Annotated in this window: 18 protein-coding genes; 8 read left to right on the forward strand and 10 right to left on the reverse strand. The window is 67.8% G+C overall.

Features of this window, described 5'->3' with window-relative positions; genetic code table 11:
• The first annotated feature begins 204 nt into the window (after positions 1-204).
• The gene (locus IEY69_RS19270; protein WP_189074764.1) at positions 205-3,567 is read left to right on the forward strand and encodes a DEAD/DEAH box helicase; all 3,363 of its coding nucleotides are present in this window, start codon (positions 205-207) and stop codon (positions 3,565-3,567) included.
• A 150-nt stretch (positions 3,568-3,717) separates the two neighbouring features.
• On the forward strand, positions 3,718-3,960 hold the full coding sequence (locus IEY69_RS19275; RefSeq protein WP_189074765.1) for a hypothetical protein: 243 nt from the start codon (positions 3,718-3,720) through the stop codon (positions 3,958-3,960).
• A gap of 62 nt (positions 3,961-4,022) precedes the next feature.
• Here IEY69_RS19275 and IEY69_RS19280 read toward each other — a convergent pair whose 3' ends face one another.
• Together IEY69_RS19280 and rpoB are read right to left on the reverse strand one after the other, a co-directional pair.
• Positions 4,023-8,642: a DNA-directed RNA polymerase subunit beta' gene (locus IEY69_RS19280; protein WP_189074766.1), complete on the reverse strand. Its 4,620-nt coding sequence runs from the start codon at positions 8,640-8,642 to the stop codon at positions 4,023-4,025.
• A 105-nt stretch (positions 8,643-8,747) separates the two neighbouring features.
• Positions 8,748-12,203, reverse strand: a complete 3,456-nt coding sequence (gene rpoB, locus IEY69_RS19285; protein ID WP_189074767.1) for a DNA-directed RNA polymerase subunit beta — start codon at positions 12,201-12,203, stop codon at positions 8,748-8,750.
• Positions 12,204-12,550: 347 nt separating this feature from the next.
• Between rpoB and IEY69_RS19290 the strand changes: the two genes are divergently transcribed.
• The 6 genes from IEY69_RS19290 to IEY69_RS19315 all read left to right on the forward strand — a co-directional run bounded on the left by IEY69_RS19290 (position 12,551) and on the right by IEY69_RS19315 (position 15,899).
• Positions 12,551-13,342, forward strand: a complete 792-nt coding sequence (locus tag IEY69_RS19290) for a hypothetical protein (protein WP_229784135.1) — start codon at positions 12,551-12,553, stop codon at positions 13,340-13,342.
• Positions 13,339-13,848, forward strand: coding sequence for a hypothetical protein (locus IEY69_RS19295; protein WP_189074768.1), 510 nt, complete (start codon positions 13,339-13,341; stop codon positions 13,846-13,848). Before IEY69_RS19290 ends, IEY69_RS19295 begins: the two co-directional genes overlap by 4 nt.
• A 17-nt stretch (positions 13,849-13,865) precedes the next feature.
• Complete coding sequence (locus tag IEY69_RS19300; RefSeq protein WP_189074769.1) at positions 13,866-14,270, forward strand: hypothetical protein; 405 nt, start codon at positions 13,866-13,868, stop codon at positions 14,268-14,270.
• 78 nt (positions 14,271-14,348) lie between these two features.
• Positions 14,349-14,900, forward strand: coding sequence for a DUF2239 family protein (locus IEY69_RS19305; protein WP_189074770.1), 552 nt, complete (start codon positions 14,349-14,351; stop codon positions 14,898-14,900).
• A 133-nt stretch (positions 14,901-15,033) separates the two neighbouring features.
• Entirely contained in the window at positions 15,034-15,339 is a 306-nt protein-coding gene (locus tag IEY69_RS19310) for a GIY-YIG nuclease family protein (RefSeq protein WP_189074771.1), read from the forward strand.
• Positions 15,340-15,371: 32 nt separating this feature from the next.
• Positions 15,372-15,899 (forward strand): hypothetical protein, encoded by a 528-nt coding sequence (locus IEY69_RS19315; RefSeq protein WP_189074772.1) that lies wholly within the window; start codon positions 15,372-15,374, stop codon positions 15,897-15,899.
• 48 nt (positions 15,900-15,947) lie between these two features.
• Here IEY69_RS19315 and rplL read toward each other — a convergent pair whose 3' ends face one another.
• The 8 genes from rplL to IEY69_RS19355 all read right to left on the reverse strand — a co-directional run.
• Positions 15,948-16,310, reverse strand: coding sequence for a 50S ribosomal protein L7/L12 (gene rplL, locus IEY69_RS19320; protein WP_174367989.1), 363 nt, complete (start codon positions 16,308-16,310; stop codon positions 15,948-15,950).
• Positions 16,311-16,376: 66 nt separating this feature from the next.
• Positions 16,377-16,871, reverse strand: a complete 495-nt coding sequence (rplJ, locus tag IEY69_RS19325) for a 50S ribosomal protein L10 (protein ID WP_058977763.1) — start codon at positions 16,869-16,871, stop codon at positions 16,377-16,379.
• Positions 16,872-17,099: 228 nt separating this feature from the next.
• A complete protein-coding gene (gene rplA / locus IEY69_RS19330) occupies positions 17,100-17,801 on the reverse strand; it encodes a 50S ribosomal protein L1 (RefSeq protein WP_189074773.1) in 702 nt (233 codons plus the stop codon).
• The gene (gene rplK, locus IEY69_RS19335; RefSeq protein ID WP_189074774.1) at positions 17,794-18,228 is read right to left on the reverse strand and encodes a 50S ribosomal protein L11; all 435 of its coding nucleotides are present in this window, start codon (positions 18,226-18,228) and stop codon (positions 17,794-17,796) included. Before rplK ends, rplA begins: the two co-directional genes overlap by 8 nt.
• A gap of 191 nt (positions 18,229-18,419) precedes the next feature.
• Positions 18,420-18,992, reverse strand: a complete 573-nt coding sequence (nusG, locus tag IEY69_RS19340; RefSeq protein WP_062157467.1) for a transcription termination/antitermination protein NusG — start codon at positions 18,990-18,992, stop codon at positions 18,420-18,422.
• Positions 18,989-19,168 (reverse strand): preprotein translocase subunit SecE, encoded by a 180-nt coding sequence (secE, locus tag IEY69_RS19345; RefSeq protein ID WP_189074775.1) that lies wholly within the window; start codon positions 19,166-19,168, stop codon positions 18,989-18,991. The genes nusG and secE overlap by 4 nt, the downstream gene beginning before the upstream one ends.
• A gap of 78 nt (positions 19,169-19,246) precedes the next feature.
• Positions 19,247-19,414 carry a 50S ribosomal protein L33 gene (rpmG, locus tag IEY69_RS19350; RefSeq protein ID WP_022800165.1) on the reverse strand — a complete coding sequence of 56 codons (168 nt, stop codon included), beginning with the start codon at positions 19,412-19,414 and terminating at the stop codon, positions 19,247-19,249.
• Between the two features lie 347 nt (positions 19,415-19,761).
• A partial coding sequence (locus IEY69_RS19355; protein ID WP_229783786.1) for an EF-Tu C-terminal domain-related protein occupies positions 19,762-19,835 on the reverse strand: 74 nt, incomplete at its 5' end.

A 19,835-nucleotide genomic window follows, 5' to 3' on the forward strand; every position in this document is an offset into this window, starting at 1 on the left:
TGAGGTTCACCGTCCCGCCCGGCGCGCTGCGGGGTGGTGGGGACCGGACAGCTGTCCAGCCGACGCGGCGCTCTGTGCTGGACTTCGGATTCAGGATCAGGCGGGGCGCGGTACACTGGAGGGCGTGTTTGTTCCCGTCGTGATGGTCATTCCGTCCCGCCCGCAGGGGTGGACGCCTGACGCAGGTGTCCACGCGGGGGCCCGATGAAACTCAGCCGCCTGCCGCCCGGCTTCGCGCTCGACACCGCCGCGCAGGGCCTCGCGCTGCGCGAGGAGGCCGTCACCGACGTGCGCCGCGAGTGGACGGACGACGGCTGGCACGCCGAGGCGACCGTCACTGACGCGGGCGTCGCCTACCACGCCACGGTGGACCTGCTGCCCCCGCCCGATCCGCAACTGCGCGGCAGTTCCTGCACCTGTGGGCGCTACCGCTGCCGCCACGTGGCCGCGCTCGTGCTGGCGACCGACCCGCCCGCCGGGCCGCGCCCTGCGCCCCGCGACGCGGCCGACGGGGGAAAACCCGCCCCCGCCGAGGAACCACTGGACGCCCGCACGCAGCAGTGGCTGGCGTCCTTCACGGACACCCGCAGCCCCAGCCGCGGCCGTCAGTTCGAACTGCGTTACGTGCTGCGTTCCCTGCCGCCCGGCTCATCCGCGGGCGGGCGGCGCGTGGCGCTGCAACTCCTGCGCGTCCCGCTGCGCGGCGAGCAGCCGGACGTCAAGGGCGCCGAACGCTACCCGCTGCCCCGCAACCTCAGCAGCGCGCCCGCGTTCGTGCGCCGCGACTCGAACCTCCTGCGCCTGCTGGAGATGGCGACCACCGCCACGCACGAGCCGGGCCGCTGGCAGGAGGAACTGCACGCCCTCACCGACCACCCCGCCGCCGACCTGCTGCTGGAGCACCTGCTGGGCAGCGGCCGCCTGTGCTGGGAGCGGCCCGAGCAGCCCCTCACGCGCGGTCCGGACCTCAGCGGGCAGCTGGCATGGCTGAGCGACCCGCGCGGTGCTCAGACTCCCGCCGTGCACCTCCCGGACGCCACGGACGCGCAGCTGCTCCCGGTCGCGCCCCCGTGGGCGGTCCGGCCCGCCGCGCTGACCCTCTCACGTGTGCAGACCGACGCCCCGGCGGAAGTCACCGCCCGCTTCCTGTCCGGCCCGGTCCTGCCGCCCGCGCAGGCCGTCGCGCTGGCCCACGCGATCACCGCCTCCGGCCTGAACCTGCCCATCCCGCAGACCGTGCAGGTCCGCGAGGAACGCCTGCCCTACACCCCGCAACTGCACCTGCTGGCGCGCGAGGCCACCCACCACGCCTTCAGCGGCGCGCGGCACACCGTCACGCTCCCACTGGCGGAACTCCGGCACGCCTACGCGGGCCTCACCGTCCCCGACGAGCACGCAGGCACCGGCCCCGCCGTGTTCCGGAACGGCGTCCTGACCCGCGTCACCCGCGACCCCGAAGCGGAACGCGACGCCGCGCACACCGTCGCCCTGAGCGGCTTCATGCTCCTCGAGGACGCCTACGGCCACGAGTACACCGTCCCCGGCAGCGACCACCTCCTGACCCTCGGGGACGACGACGCCTGGATGGCCTTCATGCGCGCCGGGCGCGAGGACCTCGAAGCGCAGGGCTTCACCATCCACGTCCACCCGGACTTCCCGCTGAACTTCGCGGAGATCACCGACTGGTACGGCGAGACCGACGACTCCCACGGCGGCTGGTTCACCCTCGACCTCGGCATCGTCGTCGACGGCCAGCGCCTCAGCCTCATCCCCATCCTCGCCGACCTGATCGCCCGCCAGCCGCAGCTGTTCACCCCCGAAGCCCTCGCCGAACTACAGGACGACGAGGTCCTGCACGCCTCCCTCGGCGACGGCCGCCGCGTCGCCCTGCCCGCCGGACGCGTCCGCGCCATCTTGGGCGTCCTCGTGGAACTCAACCTCCGCGACCTGCCCCCCGGACCCCTGCGCCTCCCACTCCTCGACGCCGCCCGCGTCGCCCAGCTGGAAGAAGCCGTACAGGCCCGCTGGCTCGGCGCCGAACGTCTCCTCGACCTGGGCCGCCGCCTGCGCGACTTCCGGGGCGTGCAGGACATCACCCCCCCGCAGGGGCTGCGCGCCGACCTGCGCCCCTACCAGCGTCAGGGCGTCGCGTGGCTGCAATTCCTGCGCGAGTACGGCATGGGCGGCATCCTCGCCGACGACATGGGGCTTGGAAAGACCGTTCAAACCCTGTCGCACCTGCTGATCGAGAAGGAATCGGGCCGCGCGGACCGGCCCAGTCTGGTCATCGCGCCGACCAGCGTGATCGGCAACTGGCAGGCGGAAGCGGCGAAGTTCACGCCGGACCTGCGGGTGCTGACCCTGCACGGCAAGGACCGCCGCGCGCAGTTCGCGCGGATTCCCCAGCATGACCTGATCCTCACGACGTACCCGCTGCTGCCGCGCGACATCACGGAGCTGGGCGCGTTCGAGTACCACCTCGTGATCCTCGACGAGGCACAGAACATCAAGAACACCCGCACGGCCGCCGCGAAGGCCGCCGGGAGCCTCAGTGCCCGGCACCGCCTCGCGCTGACCGGCACGCCGCTGGAGAATCACCTGGGTGAGCTGTGGTCGCAGTTCAACTTCCTCGCGCCGGGCCTGCTGCACGACGAGAAGACGTTCCGCGAGCTGTACCGCACGCCCATCGAGAAGCGAGGCGAGGCGTCCCGCCGTCAGGCGCTCGCCGCCCGCGTGCGCCCGTTCATCCTGCGGCGCGAGAAACGCGACGTGGCGCGCGAACTGCCCCCCAAGACCGAGATCCCGGTCCGCGTCACGCTGGACGGCGACCAGCGCGACCTGTACGAGACGGTGCGCGTCACCACCGAGACCCGCGTCCGCGAGGAACTCCGCGCGCGCGGCTTGGCCCGCAGCACCATCGCCATCCTCGACGCCCTCCTGAAGCTGCGGCAGGCGGTCACCGACCCGCGCCTCGTGAAACTCGACGCGGCGCGCAACGTGCAGAACAACGCCAAGTTCGACTGGCTCCAGGCGCACCTCCCGCAGATGATCGAGGAGGGCAGGCGCGTCCTGATCTTCAGCGGCTTCGCCACGCTGCTGCGCCACCTCGAAGACTGGCTGCGCGAACAGCGCATCCCGTACTCCATGATCACCGGCAGCACCCAGGACCGACAGGGGCAGATCGACGCGTTCCAGAACGGCAAGACCCACGTGTTCCTGATCACCCTGAAAGCCGGGGGCGTCGGCCTGAACCTCACGGCTGCCGACACCGTCATCCACTACGACCCCTGGTGGAACCCGGCCGCCGAGGAGCAGGCCACCGACCGCGCCTACCGCATCGGGCAGGACAAACCGGTGTTCGTGTACAAGCTGATCGCCGCCGGAAGCGTCGAGGAACGCATCCTGGACCTGCAGGCCCGCAAGGCGTCCCTGGCGCGCGGCATCCTCGACGGGGGCCTCAGCGACGCGACGCAGCTCACATCCGCCGACCTGGACCGCCTGTTCGCGCCGCTGGAGGACGAGGACGGCGACCTGCCCGAACGCAGCGGGGTCGAGCAGGTCGGTTAAACCCGCGCCGTCAGTCCGGGAGGGAGTCGCCCCGCGCGGCCCCTCCCGTTTCCGTATCGTTGCGGTCGCGCGCCGGGCACGGCGTGGTCACGGGTGCGGGCGTGTCATGAGGCCCGACTCCGCATTCACGGAGCCTCGGGGGACTGATCCATGAGTACCGTCCTGACCGCCGCCGCCCTCCGCCTCGGGACCGCCGCGCTGCTGCTCGCGCCACCCACCTGGGACCGCCTCTGGCCGACCAATTGGACCGACCTGTTGACCGTGCCGGGGCAGCTCGTGTGGATGCTGGAGGCCCTGCCCGCCGACGACCTGCCTCCCGAAGATGTCCCACTGGCTGGTCAAATGGAGGACTGCCCTGCCGATGATTTCTGCGCCGGAACGGGGGAGAGGTAACCCCGCGTAGACGATGAAAAACCCCCCACCCACAGGGGGCAGGGGGGTTCAAGGTAGGGGCTTTAGTTCGTGTAGGTGACGTTCTCGTTGACGACGCCGGGGCGGGTGTCGTCGTAGCTGCGGTTGCCGGTCACGGAGTCCGTGCTGGTGCTGCCCTCGCCGTACTTCTCGAGGGTGCGCTCGTCGGCGACCTGCATGTCCCGCACCGTCTGGAGGCCCGTCCCGGCGGGAATCAGCTTCCCGAGGATGACGTTCTCCTTCAGGCCGATCAGGTCGTCGACCTGGCCCTTCATGCTGGCCTCGGTCAGCACGTGGGTGGTGTGCTGGAAGCTTGCGGCGGACAGCCAGCTCTTGGTGGTCAGGCTGCTCTTGGTGATGCCCAGCAGGACGGGCTTCCAGGAGCTGGGGGTCTGGCCTTCCTCGAGCAGGTCGTTGGCCTGGTCGACTTCCCAGCGTTCCACGGTCTGCCCTTCGAGCAGTTCGGTGTCGCCGCCGTCGGTGATCTCGACCCAGCGGAGCATCTGGCGCACGATGACTTCGATGTGCTTGTCGTGCACCTTCACGCCCTGGCTGCGGTATACGCGCTGCACTTCTTCCACCAGGTAGCGCTGGGCGGCGTCGGTGTCCTTGTACAGCAGGAGGTCGTGGGGGTTGATGGCGCCGCGCGTGAGGGGCTGACCGGCTTCGACGCGGTCGCCGTCCTTGACGATCATGCGCAGGCCCTTGCTGATCTTCATGGCGGTCTTGCTGCTGTACTGGTCGTCGTCGGCCTCGATGCGCACGAGGTAGCGTTCCTCGTCTTCCTCGATGCGTACGACGCCGTCACGGTCGGCCACGGCCGCGCTGGTCTTGGGCTTGCGGGCTTCGAACAGTTCGATCACGCGGGGCAGACCCATGGTGATGTCCCCGCCGCCGCTGCCGGCGACCCCACCGGTGTGGAAGGTACGCATGGTGAGCTGCGTGCCGGGTTCGCCGATGGATTCGGCGGCGACCACGCCGACCGCTTCGCCCATGCTGACGGGCTTGGCCTGCGAGAGGTCGTAGCCGTAGCACTTCTGGCACACGCCGCTCTTGACGCGGCAGTTCAGGGGCGTACGGATGAACACGCTCTGGAGGGCCTTGGCGTTCTTCGTGATCGCCTTGACGTCTTCCAGGCTTAGCATCTCGCCCGCTTCGATGGTGCGGCCGTCCACTTCCACGGCGTCGGACAGGGTCCGGCCGTAGATGCTGGTTTCGATCTCGCTGCTCTTGCGGGTGCGCCACTCGCCGGTGCGCTCGTCGGTGGCGCCCAGGGGCATGACGGTGTAGTCGGTGGTGCCGCAGTCCACGTCGCGCACGACGACTTCGTGGGCCACGTCGACCAGTTTGCGGGTCAGGTAGCCGGAGTCGGCGGTACGCAGCGCGGTGTCCGCGCCACCCTTACGGGCGCCGTGGGTGCTGATGAAGTATTCCAGCACCGACAGGCCCTCGCGGAAGCTGGCGCGGATCGGCACTTCGATGGTGCTGCCGTCGGGGCGGGCCATCAGGCCGCGCATCCCGGCGAGCTGCGTGATCTGCTGCGCGTTACCACGGGCACCCGACAGGCTCATGATCCACAGGGGGTTGAAGGGGTAGTTCTTGCCGAAGTTGTCGAACATGGCGTTCTTGACTTCGTCCTTCGTGTCGTTCCAGAGCTGCACGACCTGCTTGTAGCGCTCTTCTTCGGTCATGAAGCCGAACTCGAAGTTCTGCTCGATCTCGGCGACCTTGGCGTCCGCCTCGGCCAGGATCTCGGTCTTGGCGGGCGGGATGACGATGTCGTCGATGCCGATGGTGATGCCGGAGGTCGTGGAGAGCTTGAAGCCCGCGTCCTTCAGCCCGTCGAGCAGCCCGGCGGTCGCCTCGATCCCGAGGTGCTTGAAGCACGCCATGACCATGTCCTTGAGGTGGTCCTTCTCGTAGGCGGTCTCGAGGTTCACGAGGGTGTCCACGAGGTGCGCCTGCAGGCCCAGGGCTTCCTGCACGATCCGGCGGAACATCACGCGGCCCGCGCTGGTGTCGTAGGTGACGCCGTTCAGGCGGATGCGGACGTAGTCCTGATGGTCGATCTCGCCGCGTTCGACGGCCATGATGGCCTCGTCGGGGTTGGAAAAGACGTACTTCAGGCGGCCGGGGCTGGTTTCCTGACCGGCGACGACGATCGGGCTGTTCAGCGCGACCTTCCCGCCTTCGAGGGCGGCCAGGGCGGCCTGCTCGTCGGCGAACTCACTGCCCGCGCCGAGGTTGTCCTTGCGCAGCAGGGTCAGGGTGAAGATCCCCAGGATGATGTCGCGGCTGGGCTTGACGTTCGGTTCGCCGTTCGCGGGGGACAGCAGGTTGTGCGCGCTGAGCATCTGGATGCGCGCCTCGGCTTGCGCCTGGGCACTGAGCGGCACGTGGATGGCCATCTGGTCGCCGTCGAAGTCGGCGTTGAAGGCTTCACAGACCAGCGGGTGCAGCTGGATGGACTGGCCTTCGACGAGCACGGGCTCGAAGGCCTGGATGCCCAGTCGGTGCAGGGTGGGCGCGCGGTTGAGCAGCACGACCTTGTCCTCGATGACCTCTTCCAGGGCGTCCCAGACGCTGTCGCGGGTGTCGCGGTAGCGTTCGAGCATCTTGCGGGCCTGCTTGATGTTCGTGACCTCGCCCTTCTCTTCCAGGACCTTGAACAGGAACGGCTTGAAGAGTTCGAGCGCCATGCGCTTGGGCACACCGCACTGGTGCAGTTTCAGCTGCGGGCCGACCACGATCACGCTGCGGCCGGAGTAGTCCACGCGTTTCCCCAGCAGGTTCTGACGGAAGCGGCCCTGTTTCCCGCCGAGCAGGTCGGTCAGGGAACGCAGGCTGCGGTCGCTGCCGGGGTTGGTGACGGGGCTGCCGCGGCGGCCGTTGTCGATCAGGGCGTCCACCGCTTCCTGAAGCATGCGCTTCTCGTTGCGGATGATCATGTCCGGCGCGCCCTGGCTCATGAGCTTCTTCAGGCGGTTGTTGCGGTTGATCAGGCGGCGGTACAGGTCGTTCAGGTCCGAGGTCGCGAAGCGGCCGCCGTCCACCTGCACCATCGGACGCAGGTCCGGGGGCATGACGGGCACGGTGTTCAGGATCATCCAGCTGGGGTGGTTGCCGCTGCGCTTGAACGCGCGGGTCACTTCCAGGCGCTTGCGGGCCTTGGCGCGCTTGTGGCGGCTGGAGTCCTTCATCATCTCGTTCAGTTCGACTTCCAGCTCGTCGAGGTTCAGGTCGTCGAGCAGTTCCTTGACGGCCTCGGCGCCCATCTTCGCGTCGAAGTCGTAGGACTCGATGACGCGCACCTGCTTGCGCACGAGGTCGATCTCGATGCGGCCGCTGATCTCGCTGCGCAGGTCGCCGCCGTCGGCGAGTTCGTCACCGGGTTCGACGCGGTCGCCGTTCACGACGAGGGGCTCGTCGCTGTACGCGTAGACCTTCGCCTTGCTGACGATGATGCTGGCGGGGTTGTGCAGGGTGATGGTCCCGTCGGCTTCCGCGACGATCTCCTCTTCCTTGTCGATCGCGCCGACGACCTTCTGGCCCTTCTTGACCTCGCTGCCGTCGCCGATCAGGACGTGCATGGTGGGGTTGATGGGGTACTCGGCGCGGCGCGTCCAGTGCGCCTTGACCTGCACGTCGCCCTTCTTCTTGGGGAAGGTGACGCCACTCAGGCGGCTGTCGCGGCTGACGCGCAGGCGGGTGCCGCTCGCGGCGTCGGCCAGGGCGGCGCCGGCCTCGACGATCTCGCCGTGCACGACCTGCACGTTCATGCCGTGCGGGATGTACACGCGACTCAACACCTCACCGCTGGGGGTGCCTTCCTCGTCCACGCCCTCGCGCAGCTCGACCATGACGCTGTCCTCGCCCATCTCGTGCAGGACGACGGTGCCGTCCACGGGCGCGGTGATCGTGACGTCGCTTTCCAGTTCGGCGAGGATCTCACCGGCGCGGAACGCGTCCTGCTCGACCAGCGCCTCGGCGGGCACGGGCAGGGTCGCCTCGACTTCCTCGCTGTACGCGATGATCGCGCGGCGCGGGAAGCGGTACTGCGCGAGGCCGTCCATCTTGCTGACGACGTTCCCGCCCAGAATCTGGCCGCGCGTGACGTACTCGCCGTCGCGGATCTCGGCGTCGGTGCCGTTGGGGATGGAGTACGTTTCCTGACGGCCGAAGCGCAGTTCACGGTACTCGTCGTCGCTCAGCAGTTCGCCGCGCTTGAGGGGACGGCCGTCCTTCTGGGCGTTGCGGGGATCGGTGACCAGGAAGGAGCTGAAGTACAGCACCTTCTCCAGCTGACCGGCCGAGAGGTCGAGCAGCGTGCCGATCTTGCTGGGGGTGTCCTTCACGTACCAGATGTGCGCGGCGGGCGTCGCCAGGTCGATGTGACCCATGCGGTAGCGCCTGACCTTGCTGCTCGTGACTTCCACGCCGCAGCGCTCGCAGACCTTGCCCTCGTACCGCTGACGCTTGTACTTCCCGCAGGCGCACTCGTAGTCCTTCTGCGGCCCGAAGATGCGCTCGTCGAACAGACCCTCGCGCTCGGGCTTCAGGGTGCGGTAGTTGATGGTTTCGGGCTTTTCAACCTCGCCGAACGACCACTCGCGGATCTTCTCCGGGCTGGCGATGGCGATACGAACTTTGTTGAAATCTTTCATTCGAACTCCTTCGGAGTTGTTGATGGAGGATGGAAGATAGCTGATGGATTGACGCGTCTGTGGTTGTTCTGTCACCCATCAACTATCGACAGGCGCGCAGCGCCTTTAGCGCTTGGGCATCATGCCTTCGAAGATGTCGACGGCCTTGTCGCCGTTGTCGAGCACTTCGACGTCGAGGCCCAGCGAGTGGAGTTCCTTGACGAGCACCTTGAACGATTCGGGGATGGTGCTGCCCGACACTTCTTCGCCCTTGACGATGCTCTGGTACGCGGCGTCGCGCCCGTCGATGTCGTCGGACTTGATGGTGAGCATTTCCTGCAGGACGTGCGCGGCGCCGTACGCTTCGAGCGCCCACACTTCCATCTCCCCGAAGCGCTGCCCGCCGAACTGGGCTTTCCCGCCGAGGGGCTGCTGGGTGATGAGGCTGTAGGGGCCGGTGGAGCGGGCGTGCAGCTTGTCTTCCACCATGTGGTACAGCTTCATGACGTACATGGTGCCGACCACGACGGGGCCACTGATGGGTTCGCCGCTGCGGCCGTCATACAGGACGCTCTTGCCGGTGCGGCTGAGTTCCATCTGGGACTTCTCGTAGTCGCCGCTGGTGTCGCTGATCACGCCGAGTTTCGCGGCGCGGTCGAGGACCTGCTGCTCGCGCTTGTCGAGTTCGAAGCCGTCGTCCTTGTTGCGCTGGATGCGTTCGGCGGCGGCCACTTCGAGCATTTCCTTGATGGTCGCCTCGGTGACGGAGTCGAAGACCGGGGTCTCGAACTTCTGGCCGGTCAGGCGGGCCACTTCACCCAGGTGGGTTTCGAGGATCTGCCCGAGGTTCATGCGCGAGGGCACACCCAGGGGGTTGAACACGAGGTCGACGGGGGTGCCGTCTTCCAGGTAGGGCATGTCCTCGGGGGCCATGATCTTGGACACGACGCCCTTGTTCCCGTGGCGGTTGGCGACCTTGTCGCCGACCTGCAGCTGGCGCTTCTGGGCGACGTACACGCGGACCATCTCACGCACGCCGGGTTTGAGGTCCACGCCCTCGTCGCCGCGGCGGAAGCGGACGGTCTTCACGACGATGCCGCCCTGACCGGACTGCACACGCAGCGAGGTGTCCTTCACTTCGCGGGCCTTCTCACCGAAGATCGAACGCAGGAGGCGCTCTTCGGGGGTGGGTTCGCTTTCACCCTTGAAGCTGGTCTTGCCGACGAGGATGTCGCCGGGTTTGACTTCGGCACCCACGCGGACGATGCCGTCCTCGTCGAGGTCGCGCAGCGCGGCTTCAGACAGGCCGGGGATGTCGCGGGTGATCTTCTCGGGCCCAAGCTTGGTGTCGCGCGCCTCGATCTCGTCCTTCTCGATGTGCACGCTGGTGTAGAAGTCCTTGCGGACCAGACCCTCGCTGATGCAGATCGCGTCTTCGAAGTTGAAGCCGTCGAAGGGCATGATCGCGATCGTGATGTTCTGACCCAGCGCGAGGCGGCCCAGGTCGCTGGCGGGACCGTCGGCGATGACCTGACCGGCGCTCACCGTGTCACCGATGTCCACGATGGGGTGCTGGTCGAGGTTGGTGCCCTGGTTGCTGCGCGTGAAGCGCACGAGTTCGAAGGTGCGGACGTTGCCGACGCTGTAGCCGATGGCGGGCGCGTCCTCGGTCAGGGTGACCTGGATGTTGCGGGCGTCCACGTACGTCACGCGGCCCGTCACGTCACTGACGACGCTGGTGCCGCTGTCGGTCACGACGCGGCGCTCGACGCCGGTGCCCACGGCGGGGCTGTCGGCACGCACGAGCGGCACGGCCTGCGACTGCATGTTGGAACCCATCAGGGCGCGGTTGGCGTCGTCGTGCTCCAGGAAGGGAATCAGGGACGTGTTGATGGACACGATCTGCTTCGGGGACACGTCCATGTAGTCCACTTCTTCCGGGGTGTACCACAGCGGGTCGCCCTTGCGGCGGGCCAGCACGCGCTCGTCACTGAAGGTGCCGTCGTCGTTCAGCGGGCTGTTCGCCTGCGCGACGGTGTAGCGGTCCTCGATGTCGGCGGTCATGTAGATCACGTCGTCGCTGACGCGGCCACCCTCGACCTTGCGGTACGGGGCCTCGATGAAGCCCAGATCGTTCACCTTCGCGTAGGAGGCCAGCGAGGAGATCAGACCGATGTTGGCGCCTTCGGGCGTCTCGATCGGGCAGATGCGGCCGTAGTGGGTACGGTGCACGTCGCGCACGTCGAAACCGGCGCGTTCGCGGGTCAGACCGCCCGGCCCCAGCGCGGAGATACGGCGCTTGTGGCGCAGGTCCGACAGGGGGTTGGTCTGGTCCTTGAACTGGCTCAGCTGGCTGCGGCCGAAGAATTCGCGCATGGCCGCCACGATCGGGCGGTTGTTCACGAGTTTCGTGGGGGTCGCGGCGTCGGGGTTGCCGAGCAGCATGCGCTCGCGCACGCCGCGCGCCATGCGGCCCATGCCCACGCGCAGCTGGTCGGCGAGCAGTTCGCCCACGGTGCGCACGCGGCGGTTCCCGAGGTGGTCGATGTCGTCTTCCGCGACCACGACGTCATGCAGGACGCCGTCCGCGTCAGCCATGCTGACCGTCTCGCGGCCGTACTGCAGCGCCATCAGGTAACGGATGGTGTCCACCAGACCGGCGTCCGTGAACTTGCCGTCCTCGAAGTTCAGCAGGGTGCGTTCCTGACGCTGCACGCCCAGTTTGGTGTTCATCTTGAAGCGGCCGGGTTCGCCCAGGTCGTAGCGGCGCGGGTCGGCCAGCAGGCCGTACAGGTACTGGATGGCCTTGTCACGCTTGGGCGGATCGCCGGGGCGCAGCACCGTGAACAGGCGCAGCAGGGCCTCGTCGGCGCCCATGCCCGCGCTCTTGTCTTCGGGGAGTTCCAGGTCCGGCTCGAACTCCGTGAACAGCGCCTTGAGGCTGGCGTCGTCGTAGCCGAGGACGCGCAGCAGCATCGCCACGGGGAACTTGCGCTTGTTGACCTTCATTTCCAGGATGCCGCCCGCGAACTCCAGTTCTATCCAGGGGCCGCGCTTGGGCATGGGGATGATCGCGCCGGTGTACATCTTCTTGATGCCCTTGTAGGACGAGGTGAAGTACACGCCGGGGCTGCGGTGGATCTGGGAGATGATCACGCGGTCCGCGCCGTTGATGACGAAAGACCCGTCCTCGGTCATCAGGGGCAGGTCGCCCAGGAACACCTGGTCTTCCTTGATCAGGCCGCTGTCCTTGTGGATCAGCTGCAGCTTGGCGTACATGGGAGCCTGGTAGGTGACGTCCTTCTCGCGGCATTCCTCGGGGGTGTAGGGCGGCTCGCCCAGACGGTACTCCAGGAAGTCCAGCACCAGGCCCGTGCTGCGGCCCTTCTCGGTCTCGTCGATGGGGAAGACTTCCTTGAAGGCGCTCTGCAGCCCGACGTTCTCGCGCCCGTCGGGGGCCCGGTCGGCCTGCAGGAAGGCCCTGAAGGAGTTCACCTGAATCTCGGTCAGGTTGGGAAGCGGAATCACGTCCGCGATGTCACCGAATCGCTCGATGCGGGGTCCTTTACCGGTCAAACTCATGTCCACCTCGCACGCCCTCTTGTGGTTCCCGCGCGTTTCCGGGGTGGAGAAACGACGCGTCCGGGAATCGCGGCCCCCTCTGTATCGTGGGCGCGTTCCCTGGAAAATGAATTAGTTTTGCAGACCCGTTCGCCGCAAAGAACTCCTGGCCCGACCCATCATGGTCAGCACAGAGCAGTATACGCCCGTCCGGCATGACCGGTCAACGGGCGCCGCAACACGGGGCGGGCGCGGGTGATGGCGCGAAGTATGCCGCACATCCCCCCCCGGAATCAATCCACCCTGAACCTCAGCCGGACTTCACACAACGGGCAGAATTCTCCCTGGGGGCCTCGTAGCATGAAGGTGTGGACGCCCTCGCCCCCTACCTCCCGCTGATCTACACCATTCTGCGCGGTCTGGCCCTGATCGGCCTGATCCACGCGATCGTCACGCGGCAGCAGGTGTACTGGATCGTCATGCTGCTGTTCGGCGCGCTGTTCGGCGGCCTGTTCGGACTGGCGTTCGCCGCCGTGTACACCTTCATGGTCCTGATCCCCGCCGCGCGCGGGGGCAGCCGCGTGGCCGGGCAGGCGGTGGCGCGCGGCGTCGAGGCCCTCAAACCCCTCGACACCCGCATCCGCGAGGCGCACGAACGCCTGCTTGAAAGCGACACCCTCCAGCACCGCGCCGACCTGGCCGCGCTGCAGGCCCGCGCGGGCCGTCCGGACGACGCGCAGGCCACCCTCGCGCCCCTGCTGAGCGGCATCTACTCCGACGATCCGGTCGTGCTGCTCACCAGCGCCGAACTGGACCTCGCCCGCAGTGACTTCAGCGCCGCCGAGGGCAAACTGAACCGCGTGGACCTGCGCACCAGTGCCGCCACCCGCACCCGCACCCTGACCCTGCTCGCGCAGGCGCAGGACGCCCAGGGCAAACCCGACGCCGACCAGACGTACCGCGACGCCATGACGGCCGCCACCACCGAGGAACCCCGCGCCCGCTACGCCGCCTACCTGATCCGCCAGGGCCGATCCGCCGACGCCCGCGCGCTGCTCGACCAGATCGCCAAGACCGAATCCCGCGCCACCAACCTGTACAAACGCCAGGAACGCGAGTGGTTCCAGATGGCCGCCGGGCTGAGGAAGGACCTGAAGTGATCGCCGCGCCGGTCTACCTGTACGACCTGCCCAGCCCGCAGCGGCCCGCCCAGATCCGGCGGGTAGAAGGCAGCCAGACGGTGTGGACACTGCCCATTCCCGCCGGGCTGACCCGGCAGTCCGCGCAGCTGGGGTTGGGGCAGCTGTGGGTCAGCCTGTGTCCTACAGGCAGTGTCATCGCGGCGTCCGCGTGCGAGACGTGGCAGCTGAACCCGGACACCGGCGCGCGCCTGAACAGCTGGCCGGGCGAACTGTGGACCGCGCAGACCGACGCGGTGGTGCTCGTCACCGACCGCTCCAGTTCCTTCGACGCCCTGGACGTGTTCACCTTCCAGGCGACCGTCGTGCAGGCCACCGGGCCGCGCGCCGTGACCGGGCAGCTCAGCGCCCGCCCGAACTGCGGGGGCTTCGATGTGCTCGGCCTGCGCTGGATGGGGGAGACCCTGCGCCTGAGCGCCCGCGACGGCTGCGGCCTCTGGACGAAAGCGTTTGGAGGGACACCCTGACGACCCCGGAGCAGGGCGTGAGCGTGGTGACCGAGCTGAGTGCCGCCCGCGTGCCCGTCTGCGTGACCGGGACAGGGGAGTGGGTTTACCTCGCGCAGGGAAGCGGGTGGTCGTCACTGACGGACTCCGCCCCGATCTTTCTGGTCACGGTGTTGCAGCGGGGCGCCGCATTTCACTCCGAGCTGCGGAGTCGGCTGGTCGCCGTGGGCCTGAGCCCGGCGCTGGCCGATACTTTCCCGGTTGATTCGAGTGTCCGGCTGGGCCTGACCTGGCCGACGGAGGTCTGGCAGCAGGCGGCGCTGGACTGGCTGGAGCGGGAAGGTGGGGGCGAGGCGTGTCTGCCTGAACTGGAGACCCTCGTGCACACAGGCGCGACGCAGCGGATTCGTCATGCCGCCCGGCGACTGGGACGGGCGGCATGACAGCAGCCACGCGAATAGGCCATCTTTATTACCCGGATAATATTGCCTTCCTGTAATTTACCCGGATAAAATCGGGCCATGGATGCTGACGCGACCTTCACCACCTTCGACGGCCCCACCCGCCGCCTGACCGCGCCCCTCGCGGACACCCTCACCCTGCTGCACGCCCAGCCGCGCGCGGGCCTCCTCACCTTCGACGACCGCACGGGCCGCAGTGTGGACTTCGACCTGAGCGGCGCCCTGGACGAGGTCCTGGCCCGCCACCTGCCGCCCGAGCCGCGCAGTGGCCCGGGCCGCCCGAAGCTGGGCGTCGTGTCGCGCGAGGTGTCGCTGCTGCCCCGGCACTGGGAGTGGCTGGAACGCCAGCGGGGCGGGGCGTCCGCCGCGCTGCGCCGCCTGATCGACGAGGCCCGAAAGGCCGACCCGGACGGTGAACGCCGCGCGCAGGCGCAGGCGGCCACCGACCGCTTCCTGGGCGCGGTGGGCGGGGACCTCCCGGGCTTCGAGGCGGCGACCCGCGCGCTGTACGCCGGGCAGCGCGCCGCGTTCGAGGCCGCGCTGGCCGCGTGGCCGCCGGACGTCCGCACGCACGCCCTGTACCTCGCCGCGCCCGCGCTGGGAGACGCATGAAACGGATTCCGGGCGTGGAGGTGACAGATCGGAACGTCACCGATCTGCCACCTCCACGCCCGGAATCCGTTTCGCTCCTACTCGCATCCGCTCGGATGGAACGGTGTGGTCACACCAGTCCATCGGAGTCCTGATGAAGCACACGCCCCGCCCCGGCATCTACCGCGTGCGGCACGTCGTGTCGGGCCGCAGCCTGATCGGCGGCAGCGTGGACGCCCCCGCGTACCTGAACCGGGTCCGCTTCGAGTTACAGCTGGGATCACACCGCACGCCCGCCCTTCAGCGAGACTGGACGCAGGACGGCGAAGCCGCCTTCGCGTTCGAGGTGCTGGACGACCTGAAGCCTGATCTCGCGGGCCGCGTGGACTCGCACGACCTGGAGGAACTGCTCGCGTTATGGCTGGAGAGACTGGACCTGCCCCCGCACCAGCGGTACTGAACCCCCGCGCGCCCGCGCCTGAACTCTCGGCGTTGGCGGATCACCCGGACGCGACGGTCCGCGCGCAGGTGGCGCGGCACCCGAACACGCCCGCCGCCGTGCTGGGTGTCCTGGCGCCCGAGTTCCCGCAGGTCGTCCTGGCGAACCCGGCGCTGCCGCTGCTGCGACTGGCCGACCCGCACCTGCTGCGCGGCTGGCCGGACGGGGCCTTCCACGCGCTGCTGCGCCTGCCCGACGTGCCCGCGTGGATACGCACGCACCTGATCCGCCACGGCCGCACCGAACTCCTGATTCCGCTGGCGCAGCACCCTGCCCTGCAGGAACCCGAGGTCCTGTCCCTGGCGCGGCACGCGGCGTGGCTGGTCCGCGCCCGGATCGCCGCGCGGCCCGACCTGCCCCCGGACCTGCTGGCCGCCCTGGCCGCCGACCCGGATTACGGCGTGCGGCTGGCCGTCGCATCCCGCCCGTCGCTGCCTGCCGGGGTGGCAGCGCTGCTCCGTGAGGACACCTCTCGCTTCGTGCGGCAGGTCGCCGAGCAGGCCCACCCGGCGGGTCACTGAAAAAACCCCCAGCCGAAGCTGGGGGTTGCACTCCCGGTGAGGGGGGACTTACTTGAGTTCGACCTTGGCGCCAGCGGCTTCCAGCTGGCCCTTGATCTTCTCGGCTTCGTCCTTGCTGGCGCCTTCCTTCAGCACGCCGCCCTTCTCGCTCATGTCCTTGGCTTCCTTGAGGCCCAGGCCGGTGATGGCGCGGATTTCCTTAATGACGTTGATCTTGCTCGCGCCGGCGTCCACCAGGACGACGTCGAACTCGGTCTTCTCTTCGGCGACGGGGCCGGCAGCGGCGGCGGGGCCGGCGGCGACGGCGGCGGTGACGCCCCAGGTTTCCTTCAGACCGTCGATGAGGTCCGCGAGTTCCATGATGGTGAGGGTGCCGAGCTGGTCGATCAGAGCCTGTTTGTCGTAAGCCATGTTGTATTCCTCCGGAATTGAAGTGGGTGGTGCGTGCCTGGGCTCAGCCCGGGCAGAAAGGCAGGTTTAGGCCTGGCCTTCGAGTTTTTCTTTGTACGCTTCGAGGATGCCCACGAAGTTGCTGAGGTGGGCGCTGAGCACGCCGACCAGTTCGCCCTGCAGGCTCTGCTTGCTGCCGAGGCTGGCGAGACGTTCCACAACTTTCACGTCCACGCGGTTGCCTTCGACGAAGCCGGCCTTCACGGCGGGGATGCCCTTGTCATTGCCCTTGGCGGCGTCGCTGAGGGCCTTGGCCACTCCGGCGGGGTCGTCCTGAGCCACGACGATGGCGCTGGGGCCTTTCAGGGCGTCCGCGAAGTCGCGGCCGCTGTCCTGGAGGGCCAGGTTGATCAGGGTGTTCTTGGCAACGATGAGCTGCCCGCCCTTCTCGCGGATGTCTTTGCGCAGTTTACCCAGCTGGCCGGCGGTCAGGCCCTGGTAGTCGACGACGTAGAACGTCTCGACGCCCGAGAGGCTGCCTTTGAGGCTGCTGAGGGTCTGCTGGTTCTTTTCGTTCGCCACGCAGTACCTCCTTGGTGGGAACGAGGTCCAGGTGCACGGTCGCGCCCTGGCAACTCGGCGGGCTGTTTAAACCTGGCAAGGGTCCCCGCTGTCTTTGGTGCCTGAGAAGAAACGGATTGGAAAGGTGCGAGGTGCACCGGGGTGCCGATAAGAAGTGCTGATGGGTGAAGGTTGATGGTCAATGGTGTTTTCGATCAACCATCAACCTTTACCCATCAACGTGCCTGCTTAGGCGTTGCTGCCGCCGCTGAGGGTCAGCTGGATGCTGGGGCCCATGGTGGTGGTCAGGTACGCGCTGCGCAGGAACACGCCCTTGGCGCTGCCGGGCTTGGCGGCTTCGAGGGCACTGATCAGCGCGCTGTAGTTGGCGCTGAGGTTGCCGGGTTCGAAGCTGGCCTTGCCGATGGGGGCGTGCACGACGCCGGTCTTGTCGTTACGGAACTCGATGCGACCGGCCTTGAGGCCCTTGACCATGCCGGCGACGTCGGGGCCGACGGTGCCGCTCTTGGGGTTGGGGAGCAGGCCGCGGGGCCCGAGCAGACGCGCGAGCTTCTGGCCGACCTGGGCCATCATGTCGGGGGTGGCGACAACCGCGTCGAACTCCATGAACCCACCGGCGATGCGCTCGATCAGCTCGTCGCTGCCGACCACGTCGGCGCCAGCGGACTCGGCGGCCTGCACGTTGTCACCCTTGGTGATCACGGCGACGCGCACGGTGCGGCCGGTCCCGTGGGGCAGGGCGACGGTGCCACGCACGTTCTGGTCGCTCTTGCGGGGGTCGATGCCCAGACGGAAGTGCACTTCGACGGTCTCGTCGAACTTCGCGGTGGCGATGTCCTTGACCAGCGCGGCGGCTTCGTCGATGGTGTACTGCTTGCTGCGGTCAACCTTGGCGGTCAGTGCCGTGTAACGCTTGCCGTGCTTAGGCATTGGGGGCCCCCTCGATGGTCACGCCCATGGAGCGGGCAGTGCCGGCGACGGTGTTCGCGGCGGCTTCGACGCTACCGGCGTTCAGGTCGGGCATCTTGGTCTTGGCGATTTCCAGCACCTGCTCCCAGTTGAGCTTGCCGACCTTGGCCTTGTTGGGGGTCGCGCTGCCCTTGGCCAGACCTGCGGCCTTGCGGATCAGGTAGCTCATGGGAGGGGTCTTGGTGATGAAGGTGAAGGAGCGGTCGGCGTAGATGGTGATCTCGACGGGGATGATCGCGTCACCCTTATCGGCCGTCTGCGCGTTGAACGCCTTCGTGAACTCCATGATGTTCGCGCCGTACTGACCGAGCGCGGGACCCACGGGGGGGGCCGGGGTGGCCTTGCCCGCCGGGAGCTGCAGTTTGACAAGCCCTGCGACTTTCTTCATGTGATTCCTCCTTAGCTCCCCCGTGGGTCCGTGTGCGGCCCGGACGGGGTGCTGACGCTAAGTTCCGTCCCATTCGCGGCGCAGCGTGACGCCTGCCGTGAACGGACAGCAACTTTTCCAGTGTACTGCCTGCGGTTGTGTTTTGCCAGTCCCCGCAGGCAGCGGGGTGGGGGTGACCGGTGGGTCGGGGGTTACTTGGCGACCTGGCTGAAGTCGAGTTCCACGGGCGTCTCGCGGCCGAAGATGCTGACGAGCACCTTGACCTTCGCCTGGGGAATGTTGACCTCGCTGATGACGCCGCTGAAGTCCGCGAACGGACCGCCCGTGACGCGCACCATGTCGCCTGCCTTGAAGTCCACCTTGACCTTGGGGGCTTCTTCCTGCACGGGCTGCGTGGCGACGCCGACGCTGGCGAGCAGGCGCTGCACTTCCTCGTGCGACAGGGGCACGGGGCGGGTGGCGGTGCCGACGAAGCCGGTCACGCCGTTGGTGCCGCGCACGACTTCCCAGGATTCGCCCAGTTCGCCGGGCGCGTCGTCATCCTCGACGTCCATCTGCACGAAGACGTAGCCGGGGAACAGCTTGCGCGTGACCTCGACCTTCTTGCCGCCTTCTTGCAGTTCGACCGCTTTCTCTTCCGGCTGGATGACCTGGAAGATCTTCGTGCCTCGCATGCCGAGCTTGGTGGCGCGTTCCATCAGGTGCTGCTGCACGCGGTCTTCCTGACCGACGTACGTGTGCACGGCGTACCATTCGATACTCATTGCAGCACCAGCCTGATCAGGTTGCCGAACAGCAGGTCAAGGGCGTACACGATCAGGGTGAGGGCCACGACGAAGATCAGCACGGCCTGCGTGCCTTCCAGCACCTGCTGGCGGGTCGGCCACGACACGCGCGAGAGTTCAGCGCGCGAATCGCGGAAGTACTGAATCAAGTTCATGCGTTCACCTGCGACAGAGAAGAGAGAAGGAGTGATCCGGCCGGGCGGCCCCCGGACATCCAGGGGACCGCCGAGAGATCAGACCTTCTTCTCTTTGAAGACCACGTGCTTCTTGGCGACGGGGTCGTACTTGCGCAGCTCCATTTTCGCCTGCGTGTTGCGGCGGTTCTTGGTGGTCGTGTAGTAGAAGCCGGTGCCGGCGCTGCTTTCCATTTTCACGATGATGCGGGGGCCGTCTTTCGCCATGAGATGCTCCTTCGCAGAGGGCCGCTCTCCCCCTTGGGGGTCACGGCGTGTCTGCTCCCAGCCACCCCGGAGCGGTCTCCGGAGAGGTCCTTGCCCGCACGGTGGCGGGGTCGGACACGCTGGTAAAAGCCCGCCTTCTGGCGGGCAACATTCGAATTATAGGGAGTCCGGGAGCAGGTGTCCACTGTCCCCAGGATACTGGTCGGAAAAATATCGATGCCACGCGGATTTTCCGTGCATCGGCGCGGTGGGATACGGGCTGTTGCCTCGGAGGCGACCCGGTGCGGGACGGCAAGGAAAGGGGGGAGACCCGCAGGCCTCCCCCTCCTCGCGTCAGCGGGTCTCGATTACTCCAAGACCTTGGCGACGACGCCGGCGCCGACGGTACGGCCACCTTCGCGGATCGCGAAGCGCAGACCTT

The organism is Deinococcus sedimenti (genome assembly GCF_014648135.1).
Classification (GTDB): Bacteria; Deinococcota; Deinococci; order Deinococcales; family Deinococcaceae; genus Deinococcus; species Deinococcus sedimenti.